Annotated in this window: 25 protein-coding genes; 13 read left to right on the top strand and 12 right to left on the bottom strand. The window is 44.2% G+C overall.

The features are described from left to right. Positions 1-23: 23 nt before the first annotated feature. Positions 24-797, top strand: coding sequence for an ABC transporter substrate-binding protein (locus tag AAGA51_RS21770; RefSeq protein WP_042479692.1), 774 nt, complete (start codon positions 24-26; stop codon positions 795-797). A 92-nt stretch (positions 798-889) separates the two neighbouring features. Here AAGA51_RS21770 and AAGA51_RS21765 read toward each other — a convergent pair whose 3' ends face one another. Continuing rightward, positions 890-2,098 (bottom strand): cation:proton antiporter, encoded by a 1,209-nt coding sequence (locus tag AAGA51_RS21765; RefSeq protein ID WP_042479690.1) that lies wholly within the window; start codon positions 2,096-2,098, stop codon positions 890-892. A gap of 237 nt (positions 2,099-2,335) precedes the next feature. Here AAGA51_RS21765 and slyA point away from each other — a divergent pair, with 237 nt between their 5' ends. From slyA to AAGA51_RS21740, 5 genes are all read left to right on the top strand, one after another. Continuing rightward, the gene (gene slyA, locus AAGA51_RS21760; protein WP_042479689.1) at positions 2,336-2,809 is read left to right on the top strand and encodes a transcriptional regulator SlyA; all 474 of its coding nucleotides are present in this window, start codon (positions 2,336-2,338) and stop codon (positions 2,807-2,809) included. Positions 2,810-2,826: 17 nt separating this feature from the next. Continuing rightward, a complete protein-coding gene (locus AAGA51_RS21755; protein WP_042479687.1) occupies positions 2,827-3,885 on the top strand; it encodes an HlyD family secretion protein in 1,059 nt (352 codons plus the stop codon). A 12-nt stretch (positions 3,886-3,897) separates the two neighbouring features. Continuing rightward, positions 3,898-4,941, top strand: coding sequence for a DUF2955 domain-containing protein (locus tag AAGA51_RS21750; protein WP_042479685.1), 1,044 nt, complete (start codon positions 3,898-3,900; stop codon positions 4,939-4,941). Positions 4,942-5,138: 197 nt separating this feature from the next. Beyond that, a complete protein-coding gene (locus AAGA51_RS21745; protein ID WP_042479683.1) occupies positions 5,139-6,452 on the top strand; it encodes an alpha/beta fold hydrolase in 1,314 nt (437 codons plus the stop codon). A gap of 390 nt (positions 6,453-6,842) precedes the next feature. Further along, positions 6,843-8,138: a dicarboxylate/amino acid:cation symporter gene (locus AAGA51_RS21740; protein WP_042479682.1), complete on the top strand. Its 1,296-nt coding sequence runs from the start codon at positions 6,843-6,845 to the stop codon at positions 8,136-8,138. Between the two features lie 89 nt (positions 8,139-8,227). On the opposite strand, the gene AAGA51_RS21735 is transcribed toward AAGA51_RS21740, so the two are convergent. Further along, positions 8,228-8,905, bottom strand: a complete 678-nt coding sequence (locus tag AAGA51_RS21735) for a response regulator (RefSeq protein WP_042479680.1) — start codon at positions 8,903-8,905, stop codon at positions 8,228-8,230. Further along, entirely contained in the window at positions 8,899-10,491 is a 1,593-nt protein-coding gene (locus AAGA51_RS21730; RefSeq protein WP_052404527.1) for an ATP-binding protein, read from the bottom strand. Before AAGA51_RS21730 ends, AAGA51_RS21735 begins: the two co-directional genes overlap by 7 nt. Before the next feature lie 257 nt (positions 10,492-10,748). Between AAGA51_RS21730 and AAGA51_RS21725 the strand changes: the two genes are divergently transcribed. Next, positions 10,749-12,155, top strand: coding sequence for an anion permease (locus AAGA51_RS21725; RefSeq protein WP_042479679.1), 1,407 nt, complete (start codon positions 10,749-10,751; stop codon positions 12,153-12,155). A gap of 237 nt (positions 12,156-12,392) precedes the next feature. Continuing rightward, a complete protein-coding gene (nhaD, locus tag AAGA51_RS21720; protein ID WP_167828588.1) occupies positions 12,393-13,844 on the top strand; it encodes a sodium:proton antiporter NhaD in 1,452 nt (483 codons plus the stop codon). Positions 13,845-13,884: 40 nt separating this feature from the next. On the opposite strand, the gene AAGA51_RS21715 is transcribed toward nhaD, so the two are convergent. Both AAGA51_RS21715 and AAGA51_RS21710 read right to left on the bottom strand, forming a co-directional pair. Further along, entirely contained in the window at positions 13,885-14,358 is a 474-nt protein-coding gene (locus tag AAGA51_RS21715; protein WP_042479676.1) for a methylated-DNA--[protein]-cysteine S-methyltransferase, read from the bottom strand. Then, a complete protein-coding gene (locus tag AAGA51_RS21710; RefSeq protein WP_042479675.1) occupies positions 14,355-15,728 on the bottom strand; it encodes a DNA-3-methyladenine glycosylase 2 family protein in 1,374 nt (457 codons plus the stop codon). The genes AAGA51_RS21715 and AAGA51_RS21710 overlap by 4 nt, the downstream gene beginning before the upstream one ends. A 253-nt stretch (positions 15,729-15,981) precedes the next feature. On the opposite strand from AAGA51_RS21710, the gene AAGA51_RS21705 reads away from it, so the two are divergent. Continuing rightward, the gene (locus AAGA51_RS21705) at positions 15,982-16,422 is read left to right on the top strand and encodes a DoxX family protein (protein ID WP_042479673.1); all 441 of its coding nucleotides are present in this window, start codon (positions 15,982-15,984) and stop codon (positions 16,420-16,422) included. A gap of 92 nt (positions 16,423-16,514) precedes the next feature. Here AAGA51_RS21705 and AAGA51_RS21700 read toward each other — a convergent pair whose 3' ends face one another. Next, positions 16,515-17,402: a LysR family transcriptional regulator gene (locus AAGA51_RS21700; protein ID WP_042479672.1), complete on the bottom strand. Its 888-nt coding sequence runs from the start codon at positions 17,400-17,402 to the stop codon at positions 16,515-16,517. A 150-nt stretch (positions 17,403-17,552) separates the two neighbouring features. On the opposite strand from AAGA51_RS21700, the gene maoP reads away from it, so the two are divergent. Further along, positions 17,553-17,921, top strand: a complete 369-nt coding sequence (maoP, locus tag AAGA51_RS21695) for a DUF413 domain-containing protein (protein ID WP_042479670.1) — start codon at positions 17,553-17,555, stop codon at positions 17,919-17,921. Positions 17,922-18,115: 194 nt separating this feature from the next. Here maoP and AAGA51_RS21690 read toward each other — a convergent pair whose 3' ends face one another. Further along, on the bottom strand, positions 18,116-18,367 hold the full coding sequence (locus tag AAGA51_RS21690) for a DUF3081 domain-containing protein (RefSeq protein ID WP_042479668.1): 252 nt from the start codon (positions 18,365-18,367) through the stop codon (positions 18,116-18,118). Positions 18,368-18,754: 387 nt separating this feature from the next. Here AAGA51_RS21690 and nagB point away from each other — a divergent pair, with 387 nt between their 5' ends. Further along, positions 18,755-19,555, top strand: a complete 801-nt coding sequence (gene nagB, locus AAGA51_RS21685; protein WP_042479667.1) for a glucosamine-6-phosphate deaminase — start codon at positions 18,755-18,757, stop codon at positions 19,553-19,555. Positions 19,556-19,651: 96 nt separating this feature from the next. On the opposite strand, the gene AAGA51_RS21680 is transcribed toward nagB, so the two are convergent. Both AAGA51_RS21680 and AAGA51_RS21675 read right to left on the bottom strand, forming a co-directional pair. Next, a complete protein-coding gene (locus tag AAGA51_RS21680; protein ID WP_042479666.1) occupies positions 19,652-20,854 on the bottom strand; it encodes a tetratricopeptide repeat protein in 1,203 nt (400 codons plus the stop codon). 320 nt (positions 20,855-21,174) lie between these two features. Beyond that, a complete protein-coding gene (locus AAGA51_RS21675) occupies positions 21,175-21,756 on the bottom strand; it encodes a class I SAM-dependent DNA methyltransferase (RefSeq protein WP_042479664.1) in 582 nt (193 codons plus the stop codon). 257 nt (positions 21,757-22,013) lie between these two features. Between AAGA51_RS21675 and AAGA51_RS21670 the strand changes: the two genes are divergently transcribed. Both AAGA51_RS21670 and AAGA51_RS21665 read left to right on the top strand, forming a co-directional pair. Then, positions 22,014-22,892, top strand: coding sequence for a LysR family transcriptional regulator (locus AAGA51_RS21670; protein WP_042479662.1), 879 nt, complete (start codon positions 22,014-22,016; stop codon positions 22,890-22,892). Between the two features lie 183 nt (positions 22,893-23,075). Next, positions 23,076-23,969 carry a cation diffusion facilitator family transporter gene (locus AAGA51_RS21665; protein ID WP_042479660.1) on the top strand — a complete coding sequence of 298 codons (894 nt, stop codon included), beginning with the start codon at positions 23,076-23,078 and terminating at the stop codon, positions 23,967-23,969. Between the two features lie 70 nt (positions 23,970-24,039). Here AAGA51_RS21665 and yddG read toward each other — a convergent pair whose 3' ends face one another. The 3 genes from yddG to AAGA51_RS21650 form a co-directional block, all read right to left on the bottom strand. Continuing rightward, positions 24,040-24,981, bottom strand: coding sequence for an aromatic amino acid DMT transporter YddG (gene yddG, locus AAGA51_RS21660; RefSeq protein ID WP_042479659.1), 942 nt, complete (start codon positions 24,979-24,981; stop codon positions 24,040-24,042). A 122-nt stretch (positions 24,982-25,103) separates the two neighbouring features. Then, on the bottom strand, positions 25,104-25,658 hold the full coding sequence (locus AAGA51_RS21655; protein ID WP_042479657.1) for a sugar O-acetyltransferase: 555 nt from the start codon (positions 25,656-25,658) through the stop codon (positions 25,104-25,106). Between the two features lie 111 nt (positions 25,659-25,769). Continuing rightward, positions 25,770-26,363, bottom strand: a complete 594-nt coding sequence (locus AAGA51_RS21650) for a DUF1294 domain-containing protein (RefSeq protein ID WP_042479656.1) — start codon at positions 26,361-26,363, stop codon at positions 25,770-25,772. Positions 26,364-26,417 lie beyond the last annotated feature (54 nt).

Here is a 26,417-nt window from a genome sequence, read left to right as displayed (position 1 = left end):
TAATTGATAAAAGGAATTAACCAATGAAAAAATTAGCTTTAGGTTTAGCTTGTTGTGCAGCACTGTTCGGTTCAGCAGCTTTTGCAAAAGAAGTACGTCTTGCTTCTGACTTCACTTACCCACCGTTCAACTACAAGAATGCAGACGGTACGCCTGTTGGCTTCGATATTGAAATTGCAGACGCGTTATGTGCTCAAGCAAAACTAGAGTGTACTTGGGTTTCACAAAGCTGGGATGCACTAATCCCTAGCCTGCTTGCTCGCAAATCAGACGTGATCATGGCGTCAATGCGTATCACAGACGACCGTAAGAAAAAGGTTCTGTTCACTAACAAGTACTACCAAACACCCGCGCGTTTCGTGGCAGCAAAAAATGCTGACTTCACCATTGATCAAGCTGGTATGAAAGACAAAGTGATTGGTGTTCAGCAGGGTACGATTCATGACCGCTACGTAACAGACAAGTTTGGCGCAGTTGCTGAGATTAAACGCTATACCGGTCAGGACGAAGTATACATCGACATGCAAAACGGCCGCTTAGATGCGACATTCGGCAACGCAGACCAACTGTCTCTCGCTTTCCTAGATAAAGCAGAGGGCAAGAGCTTTGAATTCAAAGGCCAAGCGGTAACGGATAAAGCCTACATCGGTGAAGGTACTGCACTTGCGCTACGTAAACAGGACCAAGAGCTGGCAGAGAAGTTTAACCAAGCTATCGTCGAAATTCGCCAAAACGGTACTTACGATAAGATCGCAGCGAAATACTTCAGCTTCGATATCTATGGTGAAAACCTATAATTCAATCTCATCAACTTTAGACACGATTTATTGAGATGAAAGCCGGCAATCAAGCCGGCTTTGTTTTGCATGCCGCTTTGTTTGAGATGCGACTATGGCTTTTGGATGTGTTTGCTATACAAATTCGCCAACGGCTGAGCAGAAAAACCGTGGGCAAAAATGCTCATCAATACCGTTAAAGTCACAACCGCGAACAACTGCTCATAACCTTGAATAGAACCGAATTCATGAGCGACCAACAGCGCATACAATATAGAAGCAATACCTCTTGGGCCAAACCAAGCAATAAAGCTCATGGTTGAGAAATCAAGTTTACTTCCGAGCAAACAAAGAATCACAGGCAGCATTCGCAATACAGTTAAACTTAGTAAAGCGTAAACAATCACAGGTGCTGAAATGTAATCCCAAGTGACAGGCACAAAGGCAAAGCCAAACACAAAGAAGCTGATCAACACCAAAAGCTCACCTTCACTCTCGGCAAAATCTTCAATGTGCTCGCGAACACCTTGATTGGTATTGCCAGCATATAAGCCAGCAAAAAACGCAGCGATAAAGCCATTGCCAGAAACAACCTCGGCACTGTAGTAAGAGAGAATGGCTAAAGCGATAGGTACCAAGTTGCGATAGGTTTCCACCATCCACCCTTTCTGCAAACACTTCATCTGTGCTTTTGCACCTAAGTAGCCAATCGCTGCGCCAGCCAGACCACCAAACACAATCTGCTCAGCGACGTAAATCATCCAGTTACCTTGAGGTTCATGGTGAATGCCAGCGCTTATCGCTGCCACAACCGTAATCAAGACAGGGAAAATAATGCCGTCATTTAAACCACTTTCAACATTGATGGTAGAGCGCACGGTTTTGGGAACGATAGGATCGGAAACAACCGCTTTCCCCAATGCGGCATCGGTTGGCGTAAGAATCAGAGCCAGCAACAGTAAATCCAAAAATGGCATTTGCGGGAAAAGGATTTTTCCAGCGATGGTTCCTGCGACTACCGTGATGGGCAGACCGATAAAAAGCAATCTCGCCGGGATTTTCCATGATTGCTTTAAAAGGCCGAGATCCAATAATGCTGCATCGCTAAACAGCACCAAAACTAAAGCTATTTCGACCAGTACCGTGACCATATTGGCATCGATATTGAGCTGCGCAAAGTTCAGTCCGAGCGGAGAAAACAGTAGACCGAGTCCGGTAAATACCATTGGTCCGGAAATATCATAGCGAGCCAGAAAATTAGAAATGTAACCGTAGCTGAGAATCACTAGAGCGATTACAAGGATAATGATGTGTTCTTCCACAAGCCTGCGCCTTTTGGGAGTTGAATCCGCTTGGATTAGTGCTGATTGAATTCAGAATACTGTAACCCTTTAACAATAGACGATAATTTCATTTCTCCCTGGCCAATTTCTATCGATTTTTCTCACCAATCTTGTTCACGACACCAATAAAATTTTATGTGATTTAACTCACAACTATTTACTTAGCGTGCTAACTAAATTATATTACTTAGCACGCTAAGTAAATAAGAGTTAATCATGGTACACGACATTGCAAGCCTCAAAGAATTGTCTCTCGCTGAACAGTTAGCTCGCGTTTCACGCCTGTGGAAAATGGTGGCTGATCGCGAATTGGCGCCACTTGGTCTTACGCACCCGCGTTGGACGGCGCTATGGAAACTGAGACGTCTGGGCGACAACGTAAGTCAGAAATGTCTTGCTGAAGCGCTTGAAATTGAATTGCCATCGTTAATGCGCACCTTAAATCAACTAGAAGAGCAATCTCTCATCACTCGCTACAGCTGTAAGAGTGATAAACGCGCTCGAATCGTACGACTGACCGAAGATGGAATATCACTGCTCAAACAGATGGAAGAAAAAATCGTCGAAGTTCGTAGCCAACTGCTGAATAACATCAGTGATGAAGAGATAAAAATGCTTTCATCGATACTCGACAGAGTGTCACATAGCGCGCTTGACGCACTTAGTAAAAAGTCAGAAACCTTAGAATAAAAGAGAAGTTTTACATCATGACACCAGATCAAAAATTCGCTCGCTGGATAAAATATTCCTGCTTCGGGTTTGTCTTTGTATTCGCCTATTTCCTTGTTGCGGATTTAGCGATGCCTTTGACACCTCAAGCTATGGCGACCCGCGTCGTCACAAAAATTGCCCCTCAAGTCAGCGGTAAAATTGCCAATGTTTATGTGGAAAACAACCAAGCTGTAAACAAAGGCGATGTACTGTTTGATATCGATCCAACCTCTTACCAATTAGCGGTTGAGCAAGCAGAACTGAACCTAAAACAAGTCATGCAAAATAACGAACAACTCGATGCTTCCATCGCCGCTGCACAAGCAGACGTGAAAGCCAGCGTTATCATTGCTGAGCAAAAGCGCCGTGAAGCAAACCGCCTTAACACTCTTTTCCTTCGCAACGGTACTTCACAACAGTTAAAAGATGATGCGCAAAGTGCCGCGGTAGCTGCTCAAGCTAACGTTGCAGCAGCGCAAGCTAGACTAAAACAGTTGCAAGTTAATCGCGGAGAAACGGGTAATAACAATGTCAGTGTTCGCGTTGCACAAAACCAGCTGGATAAAGCAAAACTGAACCTTTCTTATACTCGCGTTGTGGCAGAGCACGATGGTGTTGTTACCAACTTGCAATTAGAAAATGGTACTTACGCAAACGCAGGCAGCCCCCTTGTAGCGTTAGTTGCAGATGAAGTGGATGTGATTGCCGATTTTCGTGAGAAAAGTTTGCGTCATTTTTCGTCCAACAGCCGAGCTTTAATTGCCTTTGACAGTAAGCCGGGACAAGTATTCGAAGCTCAGCTCAGTACGTTGGATGCTGGTGTGAGTGCGGGACAATTCGCCGCTGATGGTAGTCTGGCAACACCGACCACATCGAACCGATGGGTTCGTGACGCACAACGCATGCGTGTTCACCTTGCGATCGATAGCCAGTTGGTTGATCATCTGCCGTCCGGCGCTCGTGCAACGGTTCAGCTCATTCCTGAAAACTCACTATTCTCGTGGCTGGCTAAAGCGCAGATTCGCTTCCTTAGTGCTCTTCACTACATCTATTAATTAGGGGGAAGCATGAGATTATGGGATCACCCATTGTCTGCGAATGATCTCAGACAGTGTCTGCGTATTGCCACTGGTGCAACCCTTGGCTTCACCATCAGTAAATTGTTCGGTTGGGACAATGGCGTGTTCTTCACGGTTACGCCAATGCTTCTGCTTGGCATGGTGCCAGTAATGAATGCTCACGCAGCCCGCCAGTTGATTGCTGCAGCCGTTGTATGTGGATTAGAAATCGGCATCCTTGGAGGGCTGTTTGGTGGTCATCCGGGCATAATGACATTGATTGTATTTGGTTTATTTCTGATGAAATTTGCCTGTATGTCAAAAGGCAGCTTGTTTTTGTTTGGAGCAAATAGCGTCATCAGTTTGAGTATCATGCTGCATTTTGCCAGTTACCCAACAACAGACATTAACAACCTCGTATTTACGAACTTACTGGCGAGTGTTATTTCCGTGGCTATCGCCTATTTAATGACATTCTTTATTCCAGATGTTGAGCCGAGAGAGCCACCACCAAGACCATTGGAAGCCAAGAAAAGTCACCGTATGCGCCATGAAGCTATCATGGGGGCAAGCATAGCAACGCTGTCATTTATTGTGTTTCAGGTATTTAACCTAAGTGATTCTTTGTCTGCTCAAGCCACGACGGTACTGCTGCTTTTCCCTATGAACTGGAATGGCGCTATGGGTTATGCACGTAAACGTGCGATGGGTACATTAATGGGTGTGACATTTGGTTTGCTTGGGCAAATTCTGTTGTATGACTGGTCAAATTTACTATTGTTTGTTGTGCCGATTCTTTGGATTGGAGCAATGATCTTCAGCTATATGCACGTGAAAGAGTCGAGCGGTTCGGGGGCGGGATTTGGCGGCTTAACAACACTTGGAATCTTGTTCGGTCAATATCTGACTCCGGGTGGTGATTTGGTTTACAGCGCTCTCTACCGTGTTAGCAGCATTCTGTTTGCGATTGTGGTGACACTGCTAGTGACCTACTTTGTTCATCGCCTGCTCAACCGTTTTGAGTCGACCCGATTCAGCCACGAGATGGCGTAGTTCCACCCAAAACAACTGTTCAATCTTTCACAATAGCGCCGCTAATATAGGCAGCCGCCTGTTGGCGCTATTTTATAGGCTGATGCTGATTGAACAATATTCATTAATAGATACGAATTGTATCTGAGAGCGGTTATGCCGATGATGGAGTTGTGCTAAGGTGCGCAAAAACAAATCCAAAGGATAAATCATCAGCCATGTATCTACACGCTCATAGCTTTATCGATAACGGAGTTCTCTACACTCCGCATACATTCTCTGTTCCGCTTGATTACCAGCATCCTGACCAACAAACCATTGAAGTGTTTGCTCGCTCAGTGACATCCGCTCGCGGTGATGATCAACACAAGCCGTGGCTTGTTTATTTTCAGGGTGGCCCAAGCTTTCCCTCTCCGAGAGCAACAGCCACCAGCGGTTGGATGAAACGTGCGTTACAGCAATTTCGCATTCTTCTTCTGGATCAACGCGGCACAGGAAACAGCAGTGTCATTAACCATCAGACACTGGCAGGTATGACGGCTGAACAGCAAGCACAATATCTCAGCCATTTCAGAGCAGATAATATTGTCCGCGATGCAGAATTTATTCGTAAGCAGTGGAACGAGGATAAGTGGGCGATATTAGGTCAAAGCTTTGGTGGTTTCTGTTCGTTAACTTATCTGTCGCTTTTTCCAGAAAGTTTACTGCGCTCATACATCACTGGTGGTGTGCCTTCGATTTCTCGCCATGCGGACGATGTTTATCGCGCAACTTATCAGCGTACTCAGGACAAAAACGCAGCATTCTTTGCTCAATTTCCTAGAGCACAAGAGCTATGCCAACGTATTGCCGATCACTTGTTAACCCATGAAGTTATGCTACCCACAGGTCAGCGTTTTACCGTTGAGCAGTTCCAGCAAATCGGCATTAACTTTGGTGTTAGTGATAGCTTCATTCCTACCTACTTTACATTGGAAAATGCCTTTATCACGGTTGAAGGCGAAGAGACGCTACGTTACGAATTTCTGCAAGCAATGATGATAGAGCAGAATTTCCAGACCAACCCTATTTATGCGATTTTGCATGAGTCTATTTACTGTCAGGGATTTGCCTCTCTTTGGTCTGCGCATCGAGTCAGACAAGAGTTCTCTCAGTTCAATTATCAAACTGGACAACCTTTCCTCTTTACTGGCGAAATGGTTTTCCCTTGGATGTTTGACAGCTACACCAACTTGAAGCCACTGAAAGAAGCCGCTCAACTATTGGCAGAAAAAGAAGACTGGGTGAACCTTTATGATGCGGAAGTTCTTGCAAACAACTCAGTGCCAGTGAGCTGCGCTGTGTATGCCGATGATATGTTTGTTGAGATGGATATTAGCCGCGAAACACTCAAGCACATTCCAAACAGCAAAGCGTGGATCACCAATCAATATGAACACAATGGTCTGCGTGCGGATGGTGAACACATATTGGATACGCTAATAAAAATGGGTGAACAAACTGCTGCCAATCTTAACCTACCGCTTCTTTAGTCTCTATGACGTCAAGCGGGCTTCGGTTCGCTTGACTCTTTACCTGCTCAGATCCTAAAAATTGAATTTTACTCAAGCAGTTACCTTGGATCTTGTACTCCGTTAAGCCGCTAACAACGCTAGCTAAGCATCAATTTAATAACCAGATACAACACAACATATTGCATATATTTCACAAAATCTGCATTTTATGCTTAAAAAACAATCAATATTGTTTCAAAACTCTAAATAAATGTTAATTTTTGGTAATTTCAACCACTCACACAGTGATCGTAATCACACTCGCAAATTTCACACCCCTTTTTGATTTTTGATTTCACGTTTCGGCTGATACCCTGCCGCCCTCTTCGAAATGAATGTCGAAGTGCATAACTATAAGGAGTGTTCTCAATGGATACCAAGAAGCCGTTATCCTTAACCAGCCGAGTTATCATCGGTATGGTTGCTGGTATTTTAACTGGATTCATTATTCGAGCCTTGTTTGAAGGCAATACATTCGTCGACGCATACATCGTCAACGGACTGTTCGAAGTTGGTGGAAAAATCTTTATCGCCAGCTTAAAAATGCTTGTAGTTCCACTAGTGTTCGTATCACTAGTCTGTGGCACAAGCTCTTTAAAAGACATCACCACACTTGGCCGTATGGGTGGTAAAACGCTCGCGTTTTACATCATTACCACCGCAGTTGCGATTACCCTTGCTCTATTTATGGGCACAGTATTCCAGCCAGGTGCAGGTGCTGACCTAACTGCTGCAAGCACCTTTGCAGCAACTGAAGCGCCATCATTGGGTAAAGTGATCATTGATATGTTCCCGACCAACCCAATTAGCTCGATGGCTGAAGGCAAAACCCTCCAAATCATCGTATTTGCAGTGTTATTTGGTATTGCAATCAGCGCCGCCGGCGAAGCTGGTGAACGAGTGGCTGCGATGTTCAATGATCTGAACGAAGTGATCATGAAACTGGTCGCTTTACTGATGAACATAGCCCCTTACGGTGTGTTCTTCCTGATGGCTAAACTGTTTACTGGTCTTGGGTTAGGTGCCATTTTGAACCTTGCTGAGTACTTCCTCGTACTGTCAGCAGCGTTACTAATCCACGGGCTAGTCACCTACAGTGTGATGCTAAAAAGCTTCTCAGGTTTAAGCCCAATTACTTTCCTGAAGAAAATGGAAGACGCAGTGATGTTTGCCTTCTCGACGGCATCATCTAACGCAACCATTCCAGTGACGATGGAAACAGCAAAATACCGACTCGGTGTTGATAACAAGGTGGCATCTTTCACGATTCCGCTTGGTGCAACGGTCAACATGGACGGTACGGCAATCATGCAAGGTGTCGCGACAGCGTTTATCGCTCAAGCGTTCAACATCGATCTGACTATGGGTGATTACCTAACCGTTATCCTGACGGCAACGTTGGCTTCTATCGGTACAGCGGGTGTTCCGGGTGTTGGTCTGGTTATGCTGGCAATGGTTCTGAACCAAGTTGGCCTACCACTGGAAGGAATTGCTCTAATAATGGGTGTTGACCGTCTGCTGGATATGATCCGTACTGCGGTAAACATCACTGGCGACTGTTGTGTTAGCTGTATCGTAGCGAAATCTGAAAACGCACTAGACGTAGCAAGATTTAACGACCCACACGCAGGCGAAAAAGAAGAAGAAGTTCATCTTCATAGATAAGCTGATGTGAATCTAAAAAGCCCCAAGTTGCTCTCGCACTTGGGGCTTTTTTGTTGGTTACTCTTATGTTGATTACTTTTTGAATCTGATTACTTCTTTATTCCAATAGGTCGGCAATAGACCCGTGTCGGTCTGCCCACTTTGCCATGTTCTAAAAATGCCGTCAGTTCACCACGATCAACCGCTTTATCAAGATAGCGTCGGGCAGTACTTTTACTGATGTTCATCATTTCCGCAACACTGCTGGCGGTTTGTTCCACATGAGCATGAGCAAACTGAGCGACAACCTGCTTCAGAGTAAACTCGTCCGTGCTGTTGTTTACTTCAGGAGTAGCTGGCGCTTGATAAAACAAGCTATCCAACTCACTCTGGTGCAATTTATTGGCTTGAGATAAATGCTGGCGCACCTGAATAAATTTGTTCAGGCTCAGAGATAGACGCTGGTAATCGACTGGTTTGACTAAGTAGTCGAACGCTCCATAGCGATGCGCTAAGTTGACCGTTTGAGCATCATTGGCTGCGGTAATCAAAATACACTCTGGTTTGTGATCCAGCTTGAGCCACTCATAAACCAAATCGACACCTCGTCCGTCAGGCAGATAGTTGTCAACGATGACCAAATCTGGCTTGGCTATTTCCATCATCTCCCTTGCCATACCAAATGAAACGGCAATCCCAACGAGTTTCAGTGAAGGCTCTTTAGCAATAAAATGCGCATGTAATGCTGCGATCTCACTGTCATCTTCAACGATCATGACTTTCAGCATTCGGCCTCCTTATTCTTGGGAAAATACAAAGTAAATGATGTGGCTTGCGCGTCACTGTCCAACTCCATATGTCCGTTGGCAGCTTCGATGATGGATTGTGTTAAATAAAGCCCGATTCCGTGTTCTTTTAAATCCGTTTTAGTGGTGTAACCTAATGTGGTTAGATCATCCAGAGGTTGGGTAATCTCAGTGCCGTTGTTTGTGACAGACAAACCATACTCAAACGACGACTGCCACATTTCCAACTCGATTCTGCCGTTGTTTTGTCCCTGCACGGCGTCCATGCTGTTGTCTAACAAGTTACCCACCACGGAACAAAGCTGATCCTGAGTCAGTTTGTCTGGCATCTGCTGCCAATGTTCGTCATTTGGCAACAATAGCTCTATCTTGCGCTCTTTCGCTTTTATTAATTTTGCCAGCAACAAGGCGGAAAGCTGAGGAAAAGTATCAAACGACTTGAGTTGATCAATCCCTTGTTGATCCGCTCTCGACTGGTTTAGCACCACATTCAGCGCTTGCTCATACTGACCAAGTTGTAATAGTCCGGCTAGAATAGAAAGCTTGTTCTGATACTCATGGCGAGTCACTCTTAAACTCTCGATATATTGTCCAACCTGGCTAAGGGTCTCGGATAGTGCTTGCAACTCTTCTGACGCACGTAAACTAAATACCGCGCCTTGTTCGCCACTACGAGACATCGGGATGGTTACACGGGTCATAACACAGTTTTGACCATTGATCCGCACCAATTTATCGAGAAAGTCTTCACCAGATAAAGCAAACAAAGCGCTGTCATCTACCCAGTCCTCAATGTTAGTCGTCAACATTTTCCGATGAATACCGAGCAGCTTCTTGGCAGAATCATTGGCGACATAGACTCGCCCATTACTATTCACGGCAAGCAAACCTTCGTGAGTCGCTTGTAATACCCCTTGTTGCGTCACCAGTGTCTGTTTTAGCTCCCACGGCTCCATATGCTGCATATTCTGCTTTACGTAGGTTGAGAAACGGCTTGCTAAGCCAATAGAAACCACAAGAATAAACAGACCGAACATCAATAATCCCGCCAGACGTTTGCTGTTCCACATCTCTAATGTATTGAGTAAATAGCCGACCTTGATCATGCCGATGATCTGTTGGTCAGCATTAAAAATGGGAGAAATATAGCGGACAGAAGGCCCTAATGAACCAGAAGCATAGGAAAGATAAGATTTGCCGAGCAAAAGCGCATCATCGATATCACCACCCGTAACCGGTAAGCCAACACGCTCAGATACAGGGTGAGCCAATCGAATCCCCTGATGATTGCTCACCGTAATGAAATCAGCATCACTTACCGAATCAAACGTCTCAATAAGCGAACTGAACTGTTGATAATCGTTTTGCTCAACGGCTGCAATTAAACTCGGCATTTTGGCCAACTGCTGCGATTGAACTTGCGCACGCAACGAAATTTGGCGTGTAAGCACGTCTTGCAGTTGATAGGCGCTGTAAATCCACCAACCAGTTGCAACGAGCAACAAAGCTGCACTTAGCAACCAAAATAGATGCTTGGTAAATGTGTCCGAGATAAAGCGTACTGTCATTGTATTTTTCCACTTAGACGCTGAAACAAATGCCTAACGTGCGCATTAGCCTGAAATAAGAAACGCGAGCGATATCACCGCAATGAAGTTAATGATTTTTATGAATTTAAAACATCTAATTTCAAACATTTTACAAAGCAAACCAGAACCAACACCCAGGCTGGAAGTTAACCAAAAAACGAATGACTAGAAATTGATTTTACACAGTAAATGCCTCGGTTGAAGCGATAAACATAGCGAAAACTTAGGAGGTAATTATGATTTCTTCGGCTAACTCAAGGTTGCTTTTACTAGCATTACTCGGCGTCATTTTATGGTTCGTTCCCGTACCAGATGGCTTAACAGACAACGCATGGCAAATGATGGTTATTTTCGTCATAACCGTTCTTAGCCTAATACTTGCACCACTGCCCTTAGGTGCAATGGCTTTAATCGGACTGGTCGCTTGTACCGTTTTAGGTGTGCTGCCGATTAAAACCGCGCTTAGCGGTTTCGCCAACCCAACTATTTGGATGATTGCGGCGGCGTTCTTTATTTCACGTGGCTTCATCAGTACAGGCTTTGGGCGCCGTGTCGGTTACTGGTTTATCTCTAAACTGGGCCATAACTCGCTGGGCCTCGCTTACGGTTTAGTCCTAACGGACCTTCTTTTCGCACCAGCGACACCAAGTACCACTGCACGTTGTGGCGGTATTATTTCTCCACTTTTCCGCTCTGTCGCATCTGCCTATGACTCTGATCCTGAAAAAGGAACAGAAAACAAAATTGGTGCTTTCCTTGTTCAATGTATCTTCCAATGTAATGCGATTACCTGTGCAATGTTCTTGACGTCTATGGCGGGTAACCCACTCGCTGCAAACTTTGCTAAGGAACAAGGCGTTGAAATTACATGGGGTGGATGGGCGTTAGCGGCTATCGTTCCTAGTGCATTATGTCTGTTCTTGATTCCGCTGGTGATGTACTACGTGTTCCCACCAGAGCTTAAGAAAACACCAGAAATGCGTGCATTGGCAAAACAGCACCTTGCTGACATGGGCGCAATGAGTCGTGCGGAATGGATGGTCGGCATTACTTTCCTAGGCATGGTTACTCTTTGGGTTCTTGGTCCGACTTTAGGTTTACACGCAACCGTAACCGCACTGTTAGGTCTAGTATTCTTACTGATCACTCGTACCATCACCTGGGATGCAGTTCTTGGTGAAAAAGAAGCGTGGCATACCATTACTTGGTTTGCAGTGTTGGTAATGATGGCAGCGCAACTTAACAGTCTTGGCTTTATCAAATGGTTTGGCGATTACGTAAGCAGCTCACTGTCTGGTTTCGGATGGGTAGCCACCATAGCGATTCTGCTGCTGGTTTACTACTACAGCCACTATTTAATGGCGAGTGCAATGGCACACATCAGCGCTATGTACTCTGCATTCCTTGCGATTGCCATTTCGGCAGGCGCTCCACCAATGCTGGCGGCTATTGTTCTGGGTATTTTCAGTAACCTTTATATGTCAACAACCCACTACTCTTCTGGTCCTGCTCCTATTCTGTTTGGTGCTGGTTACCATTCACTACAAAACTGGTGGAAGATTGGTTTCGTGTTCTCACTCATCGTTATCCCGATCTTCTTCTTTGTGGGCGGCGCATGGTGGAAAATTTTGGGCATGTGGTAAACCCAGATTAACGAGCTAAACTGACAACGCTTATCAGCCCATCCACCGATGGGCTGTTTCATTATCACGTCACTGAATTCTTTCAATATTTGTCCAAGCTCACACTCCGGTTATTAATTAAGCATATCTATAAGCAGAATCTACTGAGTTCACATTCTAGCCATACAATCCTTTCTACACTGAGGCATAACATTTCAACAACGCTGTAAAAAAGTGCGAGGATCCATAATGAAAAGAATGCGTTGCTTGCCCCATTGGCTATTTGCCCTTTTCACCCTTTTATTCTCTGCCTCAAGCATGGCGTCTGGTGAGGCTAATCATGGTTTGAATTTGACCCACTCCTATTTTGGTTATGCGGCTGTAACTATCTTCGTGTTCGCTTATGTTCTCGTAACGCTTGAAGAGTATTTGAAGCTCAGAAAATCTAAACCTGTATTGCTCGCCGCGGGTGTCATTTGGGCGATGATTGGCTATGTCTATCAGCAACAAGGGGCAACGGAGATCGCTCGTGAAGCACTCGAATACAATCTTTTGGAATACGCAGAGCTGTTGTTGTTCCTCTTGGTCGCAATGACTTACATCAGTGCAATGGAAGAACGTCGGCTTTTCGATGCGTTAAAGGCGTGGATGGTTAGCAAAGGGTTCAACTATCGAACACTATTCTGGATAACAGGCTTGCTGGCCTTTTTTATCTCCCCTATTGCCGACAACTTGACCACTGCGCTTCTGATGTGCGCCGTGGTTTTGAAAGTCGGAGGAAATCATCGCCAATTTGTCAATATCGCCTGTATTAACATTGTTGTTGCTGCAAACGCTGGCGGCGCATTCAGCCCTTTTGGCGATATCACCACATTAATGGTGTGGCAGGCAGGACACGTGAGTTTCTCTCAATTCTTAAATCTGTTTCTGCCTTCAATCGTCAACTACATGGTTCCAGCGTTAATCATGTCTTTCTTCGTCCCTAAAGAAACACCCGATACCGTCAATGAACATGTTGAATTAAAACGGGGAGCGAGACGCATCATACTGTTGTTCGTTCTAACCATTGCCACAGCAGTCAGTTTCCATAGCCTATTCCATTTCCCACCAGTGATGGGGATGATGATGGGCTTAGCTTATCTGCAATTTTTCGGCTATTTCTTGCGTAAAACTCTGGCAGGATCTTTGGCGAAGAAAACCGCTAAGGCAATCGCCAACAACGACGAAGCAGCACTCAAACGCATTGGTTCGGTAGTGCCTTTTGATGTGTTTAGACGAATTTCACAAGCAGAATGGGACACTCTATTGTTTTTCTACGGAGTCGTCATGTGTGTCGGCGGCCTGAGTCTATTAGGCTATCTAACTATGATTTCAGAAGTGATTTACACCCAGTGGGACCCTATGTGGGCCAATATTACTGTGGGCGTTCTCTCTTCCATCATAGATAACATCCCTGTGATGTTCGCGGTACTTTCGATGGAGCCTTACATGTCACTTGGAAACTGGTTGTTAGTGACCCTGGCGGCCGGTGTCGGTGGTAGCCTGCTATCGATTGGTTCAGCTGCTGGCGTGGCTCTGATGGGGGCGGCCCATGGTCAGTATACCTTCTTTGGTCATTTGAAATGGGCACCTGTCATCATCTTAGGTTATGCCGCGAGTATTACTTTGCATCTCATGCTTAACCATTCGCTGTTTAATATTTTCTTATAAGCGAATGCAAGAGCTTCGCTGTTGCAGTTAGAACACTTTTTTATTTGGATCGTTCTAGCTGCAACAGTTTTTCTTTGGTTTCAACGCCACCTGCATAGCCAGTTAGTTTACCGTTCTTACCAATTACTCGATGGCACGGAACGATGACTGAAATAGGGTTTTTCCCATTAGCTAAACCGACTGCCCTCACTGCTTTAGGATTACCGATTTCATCTGCAAGTTGCTGGTAGCTCCAAGTCTCTCCGTAAGGAATTTTACATAGCGCTTGCCAAACCGACTGCTGAAAATCGGTACCTTTTGCTGCCAGTGGTAAGTCAAACTGAGTGCGACGGCCTGAAAAATATTCCTCAAACTGAATCTTAGTTTGATTCAAAATAGCATGTTCATCGCTGTACGCCCCCAGCTCCTGCGGTTGTGTGGTCTGTATTTCAAACCAAGCGCCAAGCAAGCCTGTATCATTGGCTTGTATTGTCATCTGTCCATGTGGGCTTTGATAGTAGGTGTAGTAGTTCATGTTATTTGGTTCCAACAGTGAAAAGTTGCGTAGCTTCCCCAAGGCGCTACTTGCTGTTTGTTTAATTGCGGGTATCCCGCGAGCGCTTTCTTGACCACAAGATCAGTATCCAGAAAACAATTACTGTCTGATAACCCTCTTAAACGTGCATAATTGACTGTCCATGGGCCGATGCCTTTTAATTTGAGCCAATGCTCAACGTCTCCATCAAAATGGTCTTGCATGTATTGAGCAAAGCGACTCAAGGTATCTTTGCGGCTTTGAGGCATGCGTAAAAATGAAAGATCGGCATTAGCAACCTGTTCAGGTGAAGGAAAGGTGGTACTTTCATTCGGTTGTTTCAGATGAGCAACCAGCAAGTTAAGCTGCCCAATCGCGGCTTTAATCGAAACCTGCTGACCTAAAATCGCTCTGACTCCCGCTTCCCATGCATTCCATACTCCAGGAATTCGAATACCAGAAGTTTTGATTAATCCCGGCGCAGCCTGCTCTAATTGCTTTTCAACCGCGACGATATCAACATCTAAGTCAAACAAACGTCTGAGTTTAACCACTAACTGCCGCAGATCCGTCATAGATTCCAGTTCAAACTCAATATCTAAGTGTGTCTCTGAGTTTTTCGTTGCTTTAAACCAGCCCTTTCCTTGACCTAATCTAACGTGTCGAGCGTAGCTATTGTCATCAACCGTTTCTAGCCCCTGAATCGCTCTCAAACGATAAAATGCCAACATATGTGCCCAATCAAAAGGCCCTCTAAAAGCAAGTGAGAGCTGATTTTTAGCCGTGACTGAGGCGCGTTCTTTACGTACCTGAGAAGGTGTCAGTTGCAATACTTTACTGAAAGCATCATTAAACCGCCGTGTGCTGTTAAAGCCACAAGCAAAACCGATATCGGTTATCGACATTTTGCTGTTGTGTAGCAGCTGTTTCGCAAACATCAGCTGATGATACTGCGCATACTGTTTAGGCGACATTCCGAGATGTGTTTGAAAGAGCTGACGCAGGTAACGATCGGATATTCCTAAACGATCTGACAGCTCACTAAGCTTATGACTTTGCAGCTCACCACTGTCAATCATAGATAGGGCGCGAATGAAGGTGGTTTCCACCCCCTTCCATGCCCAAGAGCTTGGTGCACTGTCTGGGCGGCAGCGCAAACAAGGCCGATATCCCGCTTGAAGGGCTTGGGCTTGGTTTAGGAAATATTCTACGTTCTCTTCCTTCGGTAAATTTGCCGGACAGATAGGTCGACAGAATATGCCAGTGGTCTTCACTGCCACATAAAATTGACCGTCAAAACGAGCGTCTCTGCTTAGACGAGCCTTTTGGCACTGTTCATGAGTCAGAACGGCTTCTGCTTCTATCGACATGGTCTATCCTTAAACATTGAAATCAACGTTAGTTTACGACGCCTTCAACATAACACTAGCCATTTTCGGAACTGAATGCCCCACAAAGCGTCCATTGACGCATAACTAGACTTAAAGTTCATTCGAATTTTTCAAACAACAAAGTCAATCCATGCCGATTATCAAATGTACAATCGTCTACTAAACTTCATTTCAACAGTTACAGACAACATCAAAACTTATTCGAAAGTTTTGAACTTTGAGGAATCTAAATATGTCAGCTCTTAAAAAACTCCTAGCATCAAATGCAGGATTTGCTCCACTTGCTTTGCGTCTTCCTATTAGCATCATTTTCATGGCGCACGGCTCACAGAAACTTTTCGGTTGGTTTGGTGGCTACGGTCTTCAAGGCACAGGTCAATGGATGGCATCAATTGGCTTAGAACCAGGCGTGTTAATGGCATTCCTTGCGGGTAGCGGTGAATTCTTTGGTGGTTTATTCATTCTGATCGGTTTACTGACTCGCCCGGCAGCAGCTGTTCTTGCTTTCACTATGATTGTGGCTATCTTCAGTACACACTTTAGCAATGGCTTGTTTCTCTCTAACGGCGGCTATGAGTTTGGTTTAGCACTACTGGCGGCATCCGTTTCTCTAGCTATCTCCGGTGCTGGCAAATTGAGTGTAGATAGTCTGCTAAGTAAGTCATCTCAGTAATTGACGAACTTCAAAACATAAAAAGGCGAGCATATGCTCGCCTTTTTTATGTTTACTCGCTTGGTTTATTTTTCGACTAGGCCAAAACTGAGTTACAAACTCGCTTCGCCAGCACGCTGAATACTATAAGCGGTGAGAGGGTCGATCTTCTTCACCAACTCTTCTACATGACCGATAGCTTCGATAGTAGAGCTGTTTTTACGATAGCTTAAATAAACAGGTCGATGCCACTCTTCAACTCCAGGAATCAAATTGAGCTCACCAGAGGCAATAAAAGGCTCAACAATCGATGTCGGAAGGTAAGCGCTACCTCCTTTCTCCAAAATGAAGTCCAATGCTATACGCGCTGTTGATGTGCGTAAAAATGGCGCTGGTGCCTTAGGGTGTCTGTCTGCATGCTCTGCCGCAAAGCGCGAACCCCAGTCGACGTAAACATAGCGATTCTGAAATACCGACTCTAATGTGTCATTTTGTGTCGAGACCAGCACTAAAACCAGATCTGCAACTTTCTTGCAGTTCAGCTCTTCCGCTTTAATCTGATCAAAAGCAAAGGCCATGTCTAATGTGCGTTCTAGCAACTGTCGACTTAACTGTTCGCGACCCATCACTTCAGCCATAAACGCATATCCACTAAATGCATCGGTTACGACACTCAAACAGTTCTGTAAATACGCATCCCATATGTTCGGGGTCCCACCGATCGTCAATTGCAACGCTTGACCATTTTCTAAAGAAAGTTCAAATTTAGCCTGCTGCAAGGTCGTCACCATGACCTCGGCATAACTGACCAAACGCTCCCCCGCAGACGTCAACTTAATGTTGTTGCGGTCACGAGTGAAAAGTTGCGTGTCAAAATAGCTTTCTAATTGTTTAATACGTGCACTTACAGCCGCTTGAGTTAAATATAGGTTTTCAGCAGCACGACCAAAATGGCGTACTTGAGCCAACTCAAGAAAAGTACGAAAGACTTTTACGTCCATATAGAATCCTCTGAATTTACAGTCGAAGATTAACAAGGAAGTACAATTATGACGATAAAAAATTTTTGTTTTTCTTTTATATAATTTGCGCCTAACTTTCGCGGTGAACCAAAGCTACATAGTAGCAGCTCATATTTACACGAGGTTGATATGTTTGAGACTGCATTTCGTTTAGGAAAAAAACGTTTTTACGACACGAAAAAGTTCCCACGCGGATTCGCGAAATCCGGTGATTTCACTCTTGCAGAAGAGGATATTCTAACACTTTACGGTGAAACTCTATCTGGCTTGGAAGCTGGTACTCTGCAACCTGAAAACGCGGAAGAACAACAATTTTTAAAAGTGTTGGATAATCCAGAATTAGCAGCAAGCAAAATCGAAAAAGCATGGTTGAAATACGTGCGTTTGGCTCGCGGTCGTAAACGCTTCCATACATTGAATGGTCGCAACAAACTTGACGCTTCATCAGATGATTACACAGATACTGATGACGAGCCTAGCTTAACCGAGGAAGGTTAATAGAAAGCTTCAGCACAGTCTCGTGCTGAAGCTATCGATATGAACGCAATTTCAACAGTTTTACCGGCAGGTCATTGCGCTAGATTCAAAATTCTCAATGTTGTGCTTTCGGCTTTGATCTTGTTTGAAGCTCAGAAAGTCATCCCCCTTATATCATCAGCTTTCCCTATCTACTCTTTTTCCTTTTCCCAAACCTATTTGGCTAACATAGCAACCTTCTTCAAAAAGGTTTCTTTCAAATGTTCTTGGTCATATTCAAGATGGTAGGTGTTATGGAATCCAACTTTGAGCTCTACGCCATTACCACGTAAGTAAATACTGTATCCATCGTAGTCAGAAAAAGCCTCTACACCCTCATAGATTTTGCCATGCTCGGTCGGCGTACCGTGTTCTATAATTGTCTCATACGCATGTAGTATTTTGGTTGGATCAAGTTCGTTCTTCATTGATTTACTCCTTAATCTTACCTTGCACATTAATTATGGGTAACTAACTTTCTCTTCGCCAATTTGCTATGAGTTATTAATCAAAATTTCACTTAATTTTAAAAGTAAATTTTGTTATGTAAACTTCTTAGTAATCGCCACGTAACACTGAGAAAGTCGCTTCTAAATCGACAATTATTGACTTTAAAAGGCCAGGAATCAGGTCATAGAATGAAAGTTTGACATAAAACAATGGCAGATGCAGAAAACTTATTTTATAATGCAAATTAATAAGACAGCCCAAGGTGTTTAAAGCTGTGTTGTGATTGAATGGCAACGTTCGCAGGCAACCAAAAGTCAGTTTAGGCATTGAGGGGTGAAGACATTTACCAATATTAAGGGCGAAACATGAGACTTATCCCACTGAACAACAAAGCACAAGTCGGCAAATGGGCAGCGGCACACATTGTTAAGCGTATCAATGCATTTAAACCAACTGCAGAACGTCCGTTTGTTCTAGGTCTACCAACTGGTAGTACTCCTCTTGAAACTTACAAAGCCCTAATCGAGCTTTATAATGCAGGTGAAGTAAGCTTCAAGCATGTTGTAACTTTCAATATGGACGAGTATGTCGGTCTACCAGCGGATCACCCTGAATCTTACCGTACATTCATGTACACCAATTTCTTCAACCACGTTGATATCCAAGAGCAAAACATTAACTTGCTTGACGGTACTTCTGATGATCACGACGCGGTATGTAAGCGTTACGAAGAGAAAATCAAATCTTACAGCAAAATTAACCTATTCATGGGTGGCGTAGGTAATGATGGTCATATCGCATTCAACGAGCCAGCATCTTCACTATCTTCACGTACACGTATCAAAACACTGACTGAAGATACACGTATCGCGAACTCTCGTTTCTTCGGTGGTGATGTAAGTCAAGTGCCAAAATACGCACTGACTATCGGTGTGGGTACTCTACTGGACGCAGAAGAACTGCTTATCCTAGCGATGGGTCACAACAAAGCATTAGCAGTTGAAGCTGCGGTTGAAGGTTGTGTAAACCACCTATGGACAGTAAGTGCTCTGCAACTTCATCCAAAAGCAATCATCGTATGTGATGATCAAGCGACACAAGAGTTGAAAGTGAAAACTGTTCGTTACTTTAACGAGCTAGAAGCAGAAAACATCAAAGGCTTCTAAGTTTCTCTCAGTATTGATTGAGAAATAAGAACAGAAAAGGCCCAGAGAGCGAATCTCTGGGCCTTTTAGTTTATTGGAAATGTGGCGTTGAACTGGTTAGGAATGCTTATCCATTGTAGTATTGGTGAAGTCCGGCTTTTTAGACTGCTCTTGCGCCTTAGGCTCTTCGCTTTGTTCTATACCTTGTGGCAATACGAGCTCCAACTCATCGAACTCATCTATCGCCTCTAGCTCTTCAAGCAAGGTTTCACTCGCATTCTCTGCAATCTCGCTGTCATCTAATACTTCACCTTTCATGGGTACCGGAATTTTACGTTTATACAGCTTATTCAGAGCGCGAATAATCGAGTGCTTATTGACTTTCCCTGTTGCGATTTTCTTTTGCAATGGTCTTGCTAAAGCTTGTAACCCGACAACCGAGTTGACACCCATATTGCTGCCCACTTTATCGCGTAACGTTCTTGCAGGTTCAAAGCCAAAGTGAGCAGACAAATACAACCAGATGTAAGCGATAGAGTTGCCGTTTGCACCTCTATCTATCCACGCTTCTGCTGCATGGTACATTGATTCTGCATGACCTTTTTCCGAAGCTCGCTCCAACCAGTAACAAGCCTTTTCATGGTTGGCTGGAACACCCACACCTTTCAGGTAATTGAGCCCCAGTTTCATCATCCCTTCAAGGCTGTTTCTTTTTGCTGCTTTCGAGTACCAGTAAGTTGAATCACCCGGTGATGGCGTAATGTTGTCTTTGGAAACACACCAGTCACCCATAAAGATAATGGCTTCAATATGCTTTCTTTCCGCCGCTTCCTGAACCATTCCCAGGCCTTTAACGACGTTAACTTCTATTCCATGCCCAGAGATAAACGCCCGACCAGTCTCATATTTCGCTTGTAAGTCGCCATCTAATGCATCGATATAGAGCTGCCAAAAGCGGCTTTTTTCTCGTAAAATCATGTCGTCACGCATTCTATTGCAGATACGAACGACACCATGCATACCATTAATATTGTCGAACTGAGCGGCTTTTTCGTACCAAAACAGCGCCTCTCTCAAGTTCTTTCTTTCGGCTTCTTTTGCTAAATACAATATTGTTGGAATATGACCAGATTCCGCTTGAAACAAACGTTCTTTGCGCTCTTCTTCTCGCGTACGCTCAAGCGCCCTACGATAGGATTCCTCTCGCTCTCTCTTTTCTTCTTCCAGTCTTTTCCTTCGTACTGAAAGAGAAATCATCCAAACAAAAATCAGGATGAAAGACAGGCCTAATGCGCCGATGGCCATACCAATAATATTCATATGTTCTCTGTTTTATTTATCCTATTGGATTCTATACACCCTATTTCGGCAGAATCACAACTAATTGAAGCATTTTAATCACATTCGCACATCAATCGTTAATTTGACAGCGGCGAGAATACCATTGGATGAATTATTACATTTGCAGTGAATAAAATATCCAACCAGACGAGAAAAGAGGGATAACCGAAAACATCAGCGAATCGTTCCTGAACTAACATCACACTCAAATCCCGCCGAGTAGCCTGACAGGGGAGGATAAAAAAACCGCAGTGACTGCACTACGGTTCCTAACGATGAATGAATACGATTAACTGCGTCTATTTACGTCCTACGCCCATGACGACGGGTTTCAGTCCCTGAGGCGTATTCAACTCAAAAGCAATACTCGTTGTTACTTCAGAGAACCCCGCATTCGACAGAGCACTTTCAATATCTGATTGGCTTAAACCATATTCAGGATCTGAATCATCAACCAGCCAATCCCAGTGAACAAATAATCCATCTTTATCAAGTAGAGAGTGAATAATCACCGCGACTTCTTGGAAATCAGAAACAAAACCACACACTGAAGAAGCAACGACTAAGTCAAACTGTTTGCGAAATGCTGGATGTTGAGCAACCAAACCACGAGTTAAATGGTCGACAACAGGCTCCACATTGCTTAATTCTTTTTTATCAAGTTCTTCAATCATGGCTTCAGAGCCATCTAATGCGACGATATCTTTTGCCAATGGAGAAATCAGTTGAGTCAGCAAACCTGTCCCACAACCGAAATCCAGCACGTGCTTCCCTTCTACGTTTATCAATTTTTGAAGTTGTTGGAATACGTTTTGCGCAAAAACGGTTGTCGATTCGTCTTTTTCCCAGTCAGGTGCGTATTCGTCCCAATCGTGTGCCATCATGGCCTCCGTGTTACTTCGTGTCTTCGGCATTTACGTCAAGATTAAACCAAAATGAGGTTCAGTTCCTAGCGTTAGCGTGCAATCTTATTGAAGAAATTGACATTCTTCCGCAAATCTTAATTTAGCTGACTATTTTTGCCTCAATAATGTAGAAAGTAACAATTACTTCAGACAACCAAATCCAAATAGCCGTAGATAGGCAGAGTGACATTTTTTGTATATGATTCCTTAACTTTCATTCGTTTGAGCACATTATGAACCTGTCGCAACTTGAAGCTTTTTGTACCATCGCTGATACCGGCTCTGTCTCAGAAGCCGCGCGACAGTTGGAGTGCAACCGAACCAAGTTAAGTATGTCGATTAAAGCGCTGGAAAAGGAACTCGGGGTTGAATTGTTTCAACGCTCAGGGAACAACGTCACGCTTTCTGAAGCCGGAAAAGCAATCTATAAAGACTGCGAAAGTGTCCTGATCACAGCGACGCGAATTCGTCGTACCTGCTCTCAGGTTTCCAGTGAATTTGCAGCTGAAATGTGGATTGCCCGTGATGACTCTCTTCCAGACTCACTATGGCAAGATCTCGCGCACAAGCTGAACAACTTGTTTCCCAACACTTCATTTAACTTGTTTTTGGCTTCCAGTGGCGACCTAGCCAATATGGTGGCAACACAACAAGTAGATTTTGCCTTCGGTGTTGATTACGAACGACTGGATGACCCAAGAATTACATACCAGCCACTGGGTAAGATCCGCATGATGTCTGTGTGCAAAGCGACACATCCACTTGCCAAACTTAAACGAGTGGCGGATGAAGAACTTCGTAAGTCAATGCAGGCGGTGATGGTATATCTGAATGAAAAAGATAACCCGAGCCTTGAACCCTTCTCTCGTCGTTATATCGGCTTTTCCAGCTTCGAATACATTCTGAATACTATCTTGACTGAAAACGCTTGGGGGGTATTACCAGAACCATTGATCCGCCACTATCTTCGTGAACAACGCCTTTCCGTGATTAAACATACGTACGGGCTGACCCAAGAAGACTATTGTATGTTCAGCACATCTGGAACCGCAGAAAACCCAGCGATGGTCTGGTTAGCTGACAAGATCAGTGATTATCTGTTTGATTTCTAACCTTCATGCAACTAAACCAGTCAGCGTCAAAATTAATGGCACCAAAAACAACACGTAATGTATTGTAAAATATAAATAAATTTATAAACGCTCAATTTTCGCCCACTCAAAAAACCAAATAGACATTGTCAAAGCCTATTTAAAAGCCAAAATATCAGCAGATTTTCAACTGGTATTTCCCCTATGTGTGCTAAAACAAACATCAACGAGAAACGCATTCTGACGCTTTCAGCCCTTATTTCTTCGGGCTTTGCTATGGGTGGTTTAGTTGTTGGCTTATTGGTTAGTTCACTCGTTATCTTGTTTGACGGTATGTACTCACTAGTCAGCTTACTGTTAACTATTTTGTCGCTAATTGCTTCTCGATATATTCAAAAGCCGTCTGATGACGAATTCCAGTTTGGTCGTGCCGCTCTTGAGCCAGCGGTAATCGCAGTCAAAGGCGCGGTTATTTTAATCGTCGTGTGTGCTTCGTTATATAGTGCTGTTGTAGCTATGTTTACTGGCGGCCGAGAAGTTGACGTTTCGATTGCGACTCTATTCGGTATTGTTAACGTGATTGGCTGTGGTATCGCATGGTTTTACATGACGAAGCTGCACAGACGCACTGCCTCTGACTTAATTGATGCTGAAGTAAAACAATGGAAAATGGATACTTTGCTCAGTGTAGCGGTAACCATTGGTTTCATCTTAGCTTGGTTGGTGACTCTATCACCACTGGCTGAATACGCGGTCTATACCGACCCAATGATGATGTTGGCAATGTCGTTCTACTTCTTAAAGGTACCGTTCGAAATGTTGAAGTCTTCACTACGTGAAATTTTCATGATGGCCCCAAGTGAAGATATTTGTAACAAAGTCGACCAAGGCGTTCTAGCTGCTGGTGAAGAATCAGATCAACTGGTAGAACTTTCGGCAGTAACTAAAATTGGCCGTGAGTTGTGGGTTGATGTAGACATCAAATCTGAAGACAACGTGATTGCTGTAGAAGATATTGAACATACTCGACGTACACTGCATAAGAAGCTGTCAAAGCTACCGTTTAATCTTCAGCTCAGCGTGAACATCGCAAGCTAACTGAAAATAAAAAAGAACCCTCGCTACCAGCGGGGGTTCTTTTTATTCATCTCTCACCATCTAATCTGTATTAAGCTTCATTTTCATGGCTAATCTTTTGACTAAGCAACGGCTCATTCGAATCAATGTCCTTTTTACTGCGGGTCACCCACCAGCAGACTAATGAACCGATAGTGACCATCATTACTCCTTGCCAGAAAGACACGCCTAAAGCGACACCTAATATGGCAGACGAAAGTAAGGTCGAAAACACAGGTGTGAAGTAAGACAGCGTAGCCAGAAGCATCATGTTTCCACGCAGAATCGCCACGTTCCACAGCGCGTAGCCGCTCCCCATTACAATGCCAGTGAGCACTAAGTTCATTGTTGACGATAGGGTAAACTGCAATGCACTTTCATCGCTAATCGCGTACTTCACCCAAAGCGATATTGCCGTCATGATAAAAAACACTGTGATAGCATTTTGGCCGTTCGCTAAACTCTTGGTCACGTTACAGTAAACCGCCCAAATTATTGCACCGATAAAAGCCATTGAATACGTGACTGGGTTAGTCGCAACGTTAGCTGCTATAGCCGAAACAGAAAGACCTTGATCACCTGTAATTGTCCAAGCGACACCGATAAAAGCTAAAGCAATGCTTGGATAAACCAGAATGTTAACCGGCTTTCTGCTGATCAACACCGCTAACAATACCGTTAACGCAGGCCAAAGATAATTGACGACAGCCATTTGCAACGCTTGATGTCGGTCATTTGCCATACCAAGTGCAAGCGCTAAACAAATCTCATAACTGACGAACAAGGCGCCACCAATAATGATGTACTTTGGAGAGAAAGAGCTGAGTTTAGGCACTCCCATGACAGCCATCAAAAACAGTGAAGCCGCGGTGTAAATAAGTGCTGCGCCACCAATCGGGCCAAATTGTTCAGCGACTGTGCGGGTTAACCCCATCAAGCATGCCCATAATAAAATGGCCGCAATACCAAATAGAGTGTGTTTATGACGAGACAAAGGCTTTCTCCAAATACAATTGAAGCTCGCACTGTAATTCATATGGTGAAGATAGAGAAGATTTGTATGTCTAACTCACCCCAAACGCAGTGATCTTCCAGTCATCACTGCGGAGGCTAAATCTATGATTCAACATTCAGTTTGCGGATAACACGTGCAGGCGTACCACCCACCAGTGTATCGGGTGGAACATCGCTATTGACGACAGAGTTAGCGACTATCACCGAACGCGCACCGACAGTGACGCCTTGGTTAATGACCACATTGCCGCCCACCCAAACATCGTCTTCAACCACAATCGGTTTACACGTGGTTTCCCAGCGTCTTCTCGCTTTGTAATCTAAAGGATGAGTTGGGGTATAAAACTGAGCGTTAGGGCCAATCAAAACATTGTTGCCAATTGTGATAGGGGCATTGTCCAACATTACAACGTTCATATTAATGAAGGTTTCTTCACCAATAGAGATGGTTTTGCCAAATTCACAGTGAAAAGGTGGCTGAACTAGGCTTCTGCCAATTTTACCAAACAGCTTTGACTGCAATACCAGACGCTCTTCTTGGTCAATACACTGATTAATATCCAGTTTAAGTTGCGCTGTGGTTTTACGAAGTTCCACTATTTCTGGATCGAAGCTGTCAAAATCGAGGCCATTCATCATCTTTTCTAATTCTGTCATTACTACGTCCTAATGCTTGATACATCTTTGATGACTAGAATCGAAATATTACCCCTTTTTATTCAGCGAAAAACAGAAAAGTGTAAAAGATAAATTTCCTCATTAACTCGTTTAACGCGGCGAGATTAAACGAACCCACTCACGAAGTTGAACACTGCCCTCGGGAGTGAGACTCCACACTAAGAAGGTGATATGCAGTGCCATGACGAAGAAAAACAGTAGCTGAAACGTAAAGGATTTTGGCTGCAAATTAAACGAATACTGCCCGATAACTGCACCCGGCCAGCCACCCAAGAACGAGAGAAATAACAAGGCAGATTCCCCCGTCACAGCCTTGTTTCGTTTCTCATTGCGCTTATCCAGTAGATAAATGGCGAGCACAATTGCGGTCGCGCCGAGATAGTAATAAACAATGAGCAGCGGGTACTGCCAAAAATAAACGCAACCGCCTAATGTCGCGGCAAACCAGACAACAATCAGCGTAGCCCATGGAAAAGAACGAACACCTTCTACATGAGTAGCTCTACGGTTGCCATTTTCATCTTGAGCAATGACGAAGCGAACAGGCTGTTTTAACTCGCCTATATTGACTGAGTTCTTTACGTCTGAGAGAAGAAATTTGATCCTCAGCGCCCCTGAATCAGGAATGATATAGCCATAGCCTCTGTCTATATACCACTCTGAGATTGTCCCTTTTAACGCCATGCTTATCTTTCAACAATGATTGATTCTTTAATCATAGCCAAGCAACACACAACC

Source organism: Vibrio diazotrophicus, assembly GCF_038452265.1.
Classification (GTDB): Bacteria; Pseudomonadota; Gammaproteobacteria; order Enterobacterales; family Vibrionaceae; genus Vibrio; species Vibrio diazotrophicus.
This window is presented reverse-complemented; position numbering and strand designations above follow the sequence as displayed.

Bases quoted from the DNA above. Each gene is read 5' to 3' on its own strand.
- AAGA51_RS21770 (WP_042479692.1), top strand. From the start codon at position 24: ATGAAAAAATTAGCTTTAGGTTTAGCTTGTTGTGCAGCACTGTTCGGT.
- slyA (WP_042479689.1), top strand. From the start codon at position 2,336: ATGGTACACGACATTGCAAGCCTCAAAGAATTGTCTCTCGCTGAACAG.
- AAGA51_RS21755 (WP_042479687.1), top strand. From the start codon at position 2,827: ATGACACCAGATCAAAAATTCGCTCGCTGGATAAAATATTCCTGCTTC.
- AAGA51_RS21750 (WP_042479685.1), top strand. From the start codon at position 3,898: ATGAGATTATGGGATCACCCATTGTCTGCGAATGATCTCAGACAGTGT.
- AAGA51_RS21745 (WP_042479683.1), top strand. From the start codon at position 5,139: ATGTATCTACACGCTCATAGCTTTATCGATAACGGAGTTCTCTACACT.
- AAGA51_RS21740 (WP_042479682.1), top strand. From the start codon at position 6,843: ATGGATACCAAGAAGCCGTTATCCTTAACCAGCCGAGTTATCATCGGT.
- AAGA51_RS21735 (WP_042479680.1), bottom strand. From the start codon at position 8,905: ATGCTGAAAGTCATGATCGTTGAAGATGACAGTGAGATCGCAGCATTA.
- AAGA51_RS21730 (WP_052404527.1), bottom strand. From the start codon at position 10,491: ATGACAGTACGCTTTATCTCGGACACATTTACCAAGCATCTATTTTGG.
- AAGA51_RS21725 (WP_042479679.1), top strand. From the start codon at position 10,749: ATGATTTCTTCGGCTAACTCAAGGTTGCTTTTACTAGCATTACTCGGC.
- nhaD (WP_167828588.1), top strand. From the start codon at position 12,393: ATGCGTTGCTTGCCCCATTGGCTATTTGCCCTTTTCACCCTTTTATTC.
- AAGA51_RS21715 (WP_042479676.1), bottom strand. From the start codon at position 14,358: ATGAACTACTACACCTACTATCAAAGCCCACATGGACAGATGACAATA.
- AAGA51_RS21710 (WP_042479675.1), bottom strand. From the start codon at position 15,728: ATGTCGATAGAAGCAGAAGCCGTTCTGACTCATGAACAGTGCCAAAAG.
- AAGA51_RS21705 (WP_042479673.1), top strand. From the start codon at position 15,982: ATGTCAGCTCTTAAAAAACTCCTAGCATCAAATGCAGGATTTGCTCCA.
- AAGA51_RS21700 (WP_042479672.1), bottom strand. From the start codon at position 17,402: ATGGACGTAAAAGTCTTTCGTACTTTTCTTGAGTTGGCTCAAGTACGC.
- maoP (WP_042479670.1), top strand. From the start codon at position 17,553: ATGTTTGAGACTGCATTTCGTTTAGGAAAAAAACGTTTTTACGACACG.
- AAGA51_RS21690 (WP_042479668.1), bottom strand. From the start codon at position 18,367: ATGAAGAACGAACTTGATCCAACCAAAATACTACATGCGTATGAGACA.
- nagB (WP_042479667.1), top strand. From the start codon at position 18,755: ATGAGACTTATCCCACTGAACAACAAAGCACAAGTCGGCAAATGGGCA.
- AAGA51_RS21680 (WP_042479666.1), bottom strand. From the start codon at position 20,854: ATGAATATTATTGGTATGGCCATCGGCGCATTAGGCCTGTCTTTCATC.
- AAGA51_RS21675 (WP_042479664.1), bottom strand. From the start codon at position 21,756: ATGGCACACGATTGGGACGAATACGCACCTGACTGGGAAAAAGACGAA.
- AAGA51_RS21670 (WP_042479662.1), top strand. From the start codon at position 22,014: ATGAACCTGTCGCAACTTGAAGCTTTTTGTACCATCGCTGATACCGGC.
- AAGA51_RS21665 (WP_042479660.1), top strand. From the start codon at position 23,076: ATGTGTGCTAAAACAAACATCAACGAGAAACGCATTCTGACGCTTTCA.
- AAGA51_RS21655 (WP_042479657.1), bottom strand. From the start codon at position 25,658: ATGACAGAATTAGAAAAGATGATGAATGGCCTCGATTTTGACAGCTTC.
- AAGA51_RS21650 (WP_042479656.1), bottom strand. From the start codon at position 26,363: ATGGCGTTAAAAGGGACAATCTCAGAGTGGTATATAGACAGAGGCTAT.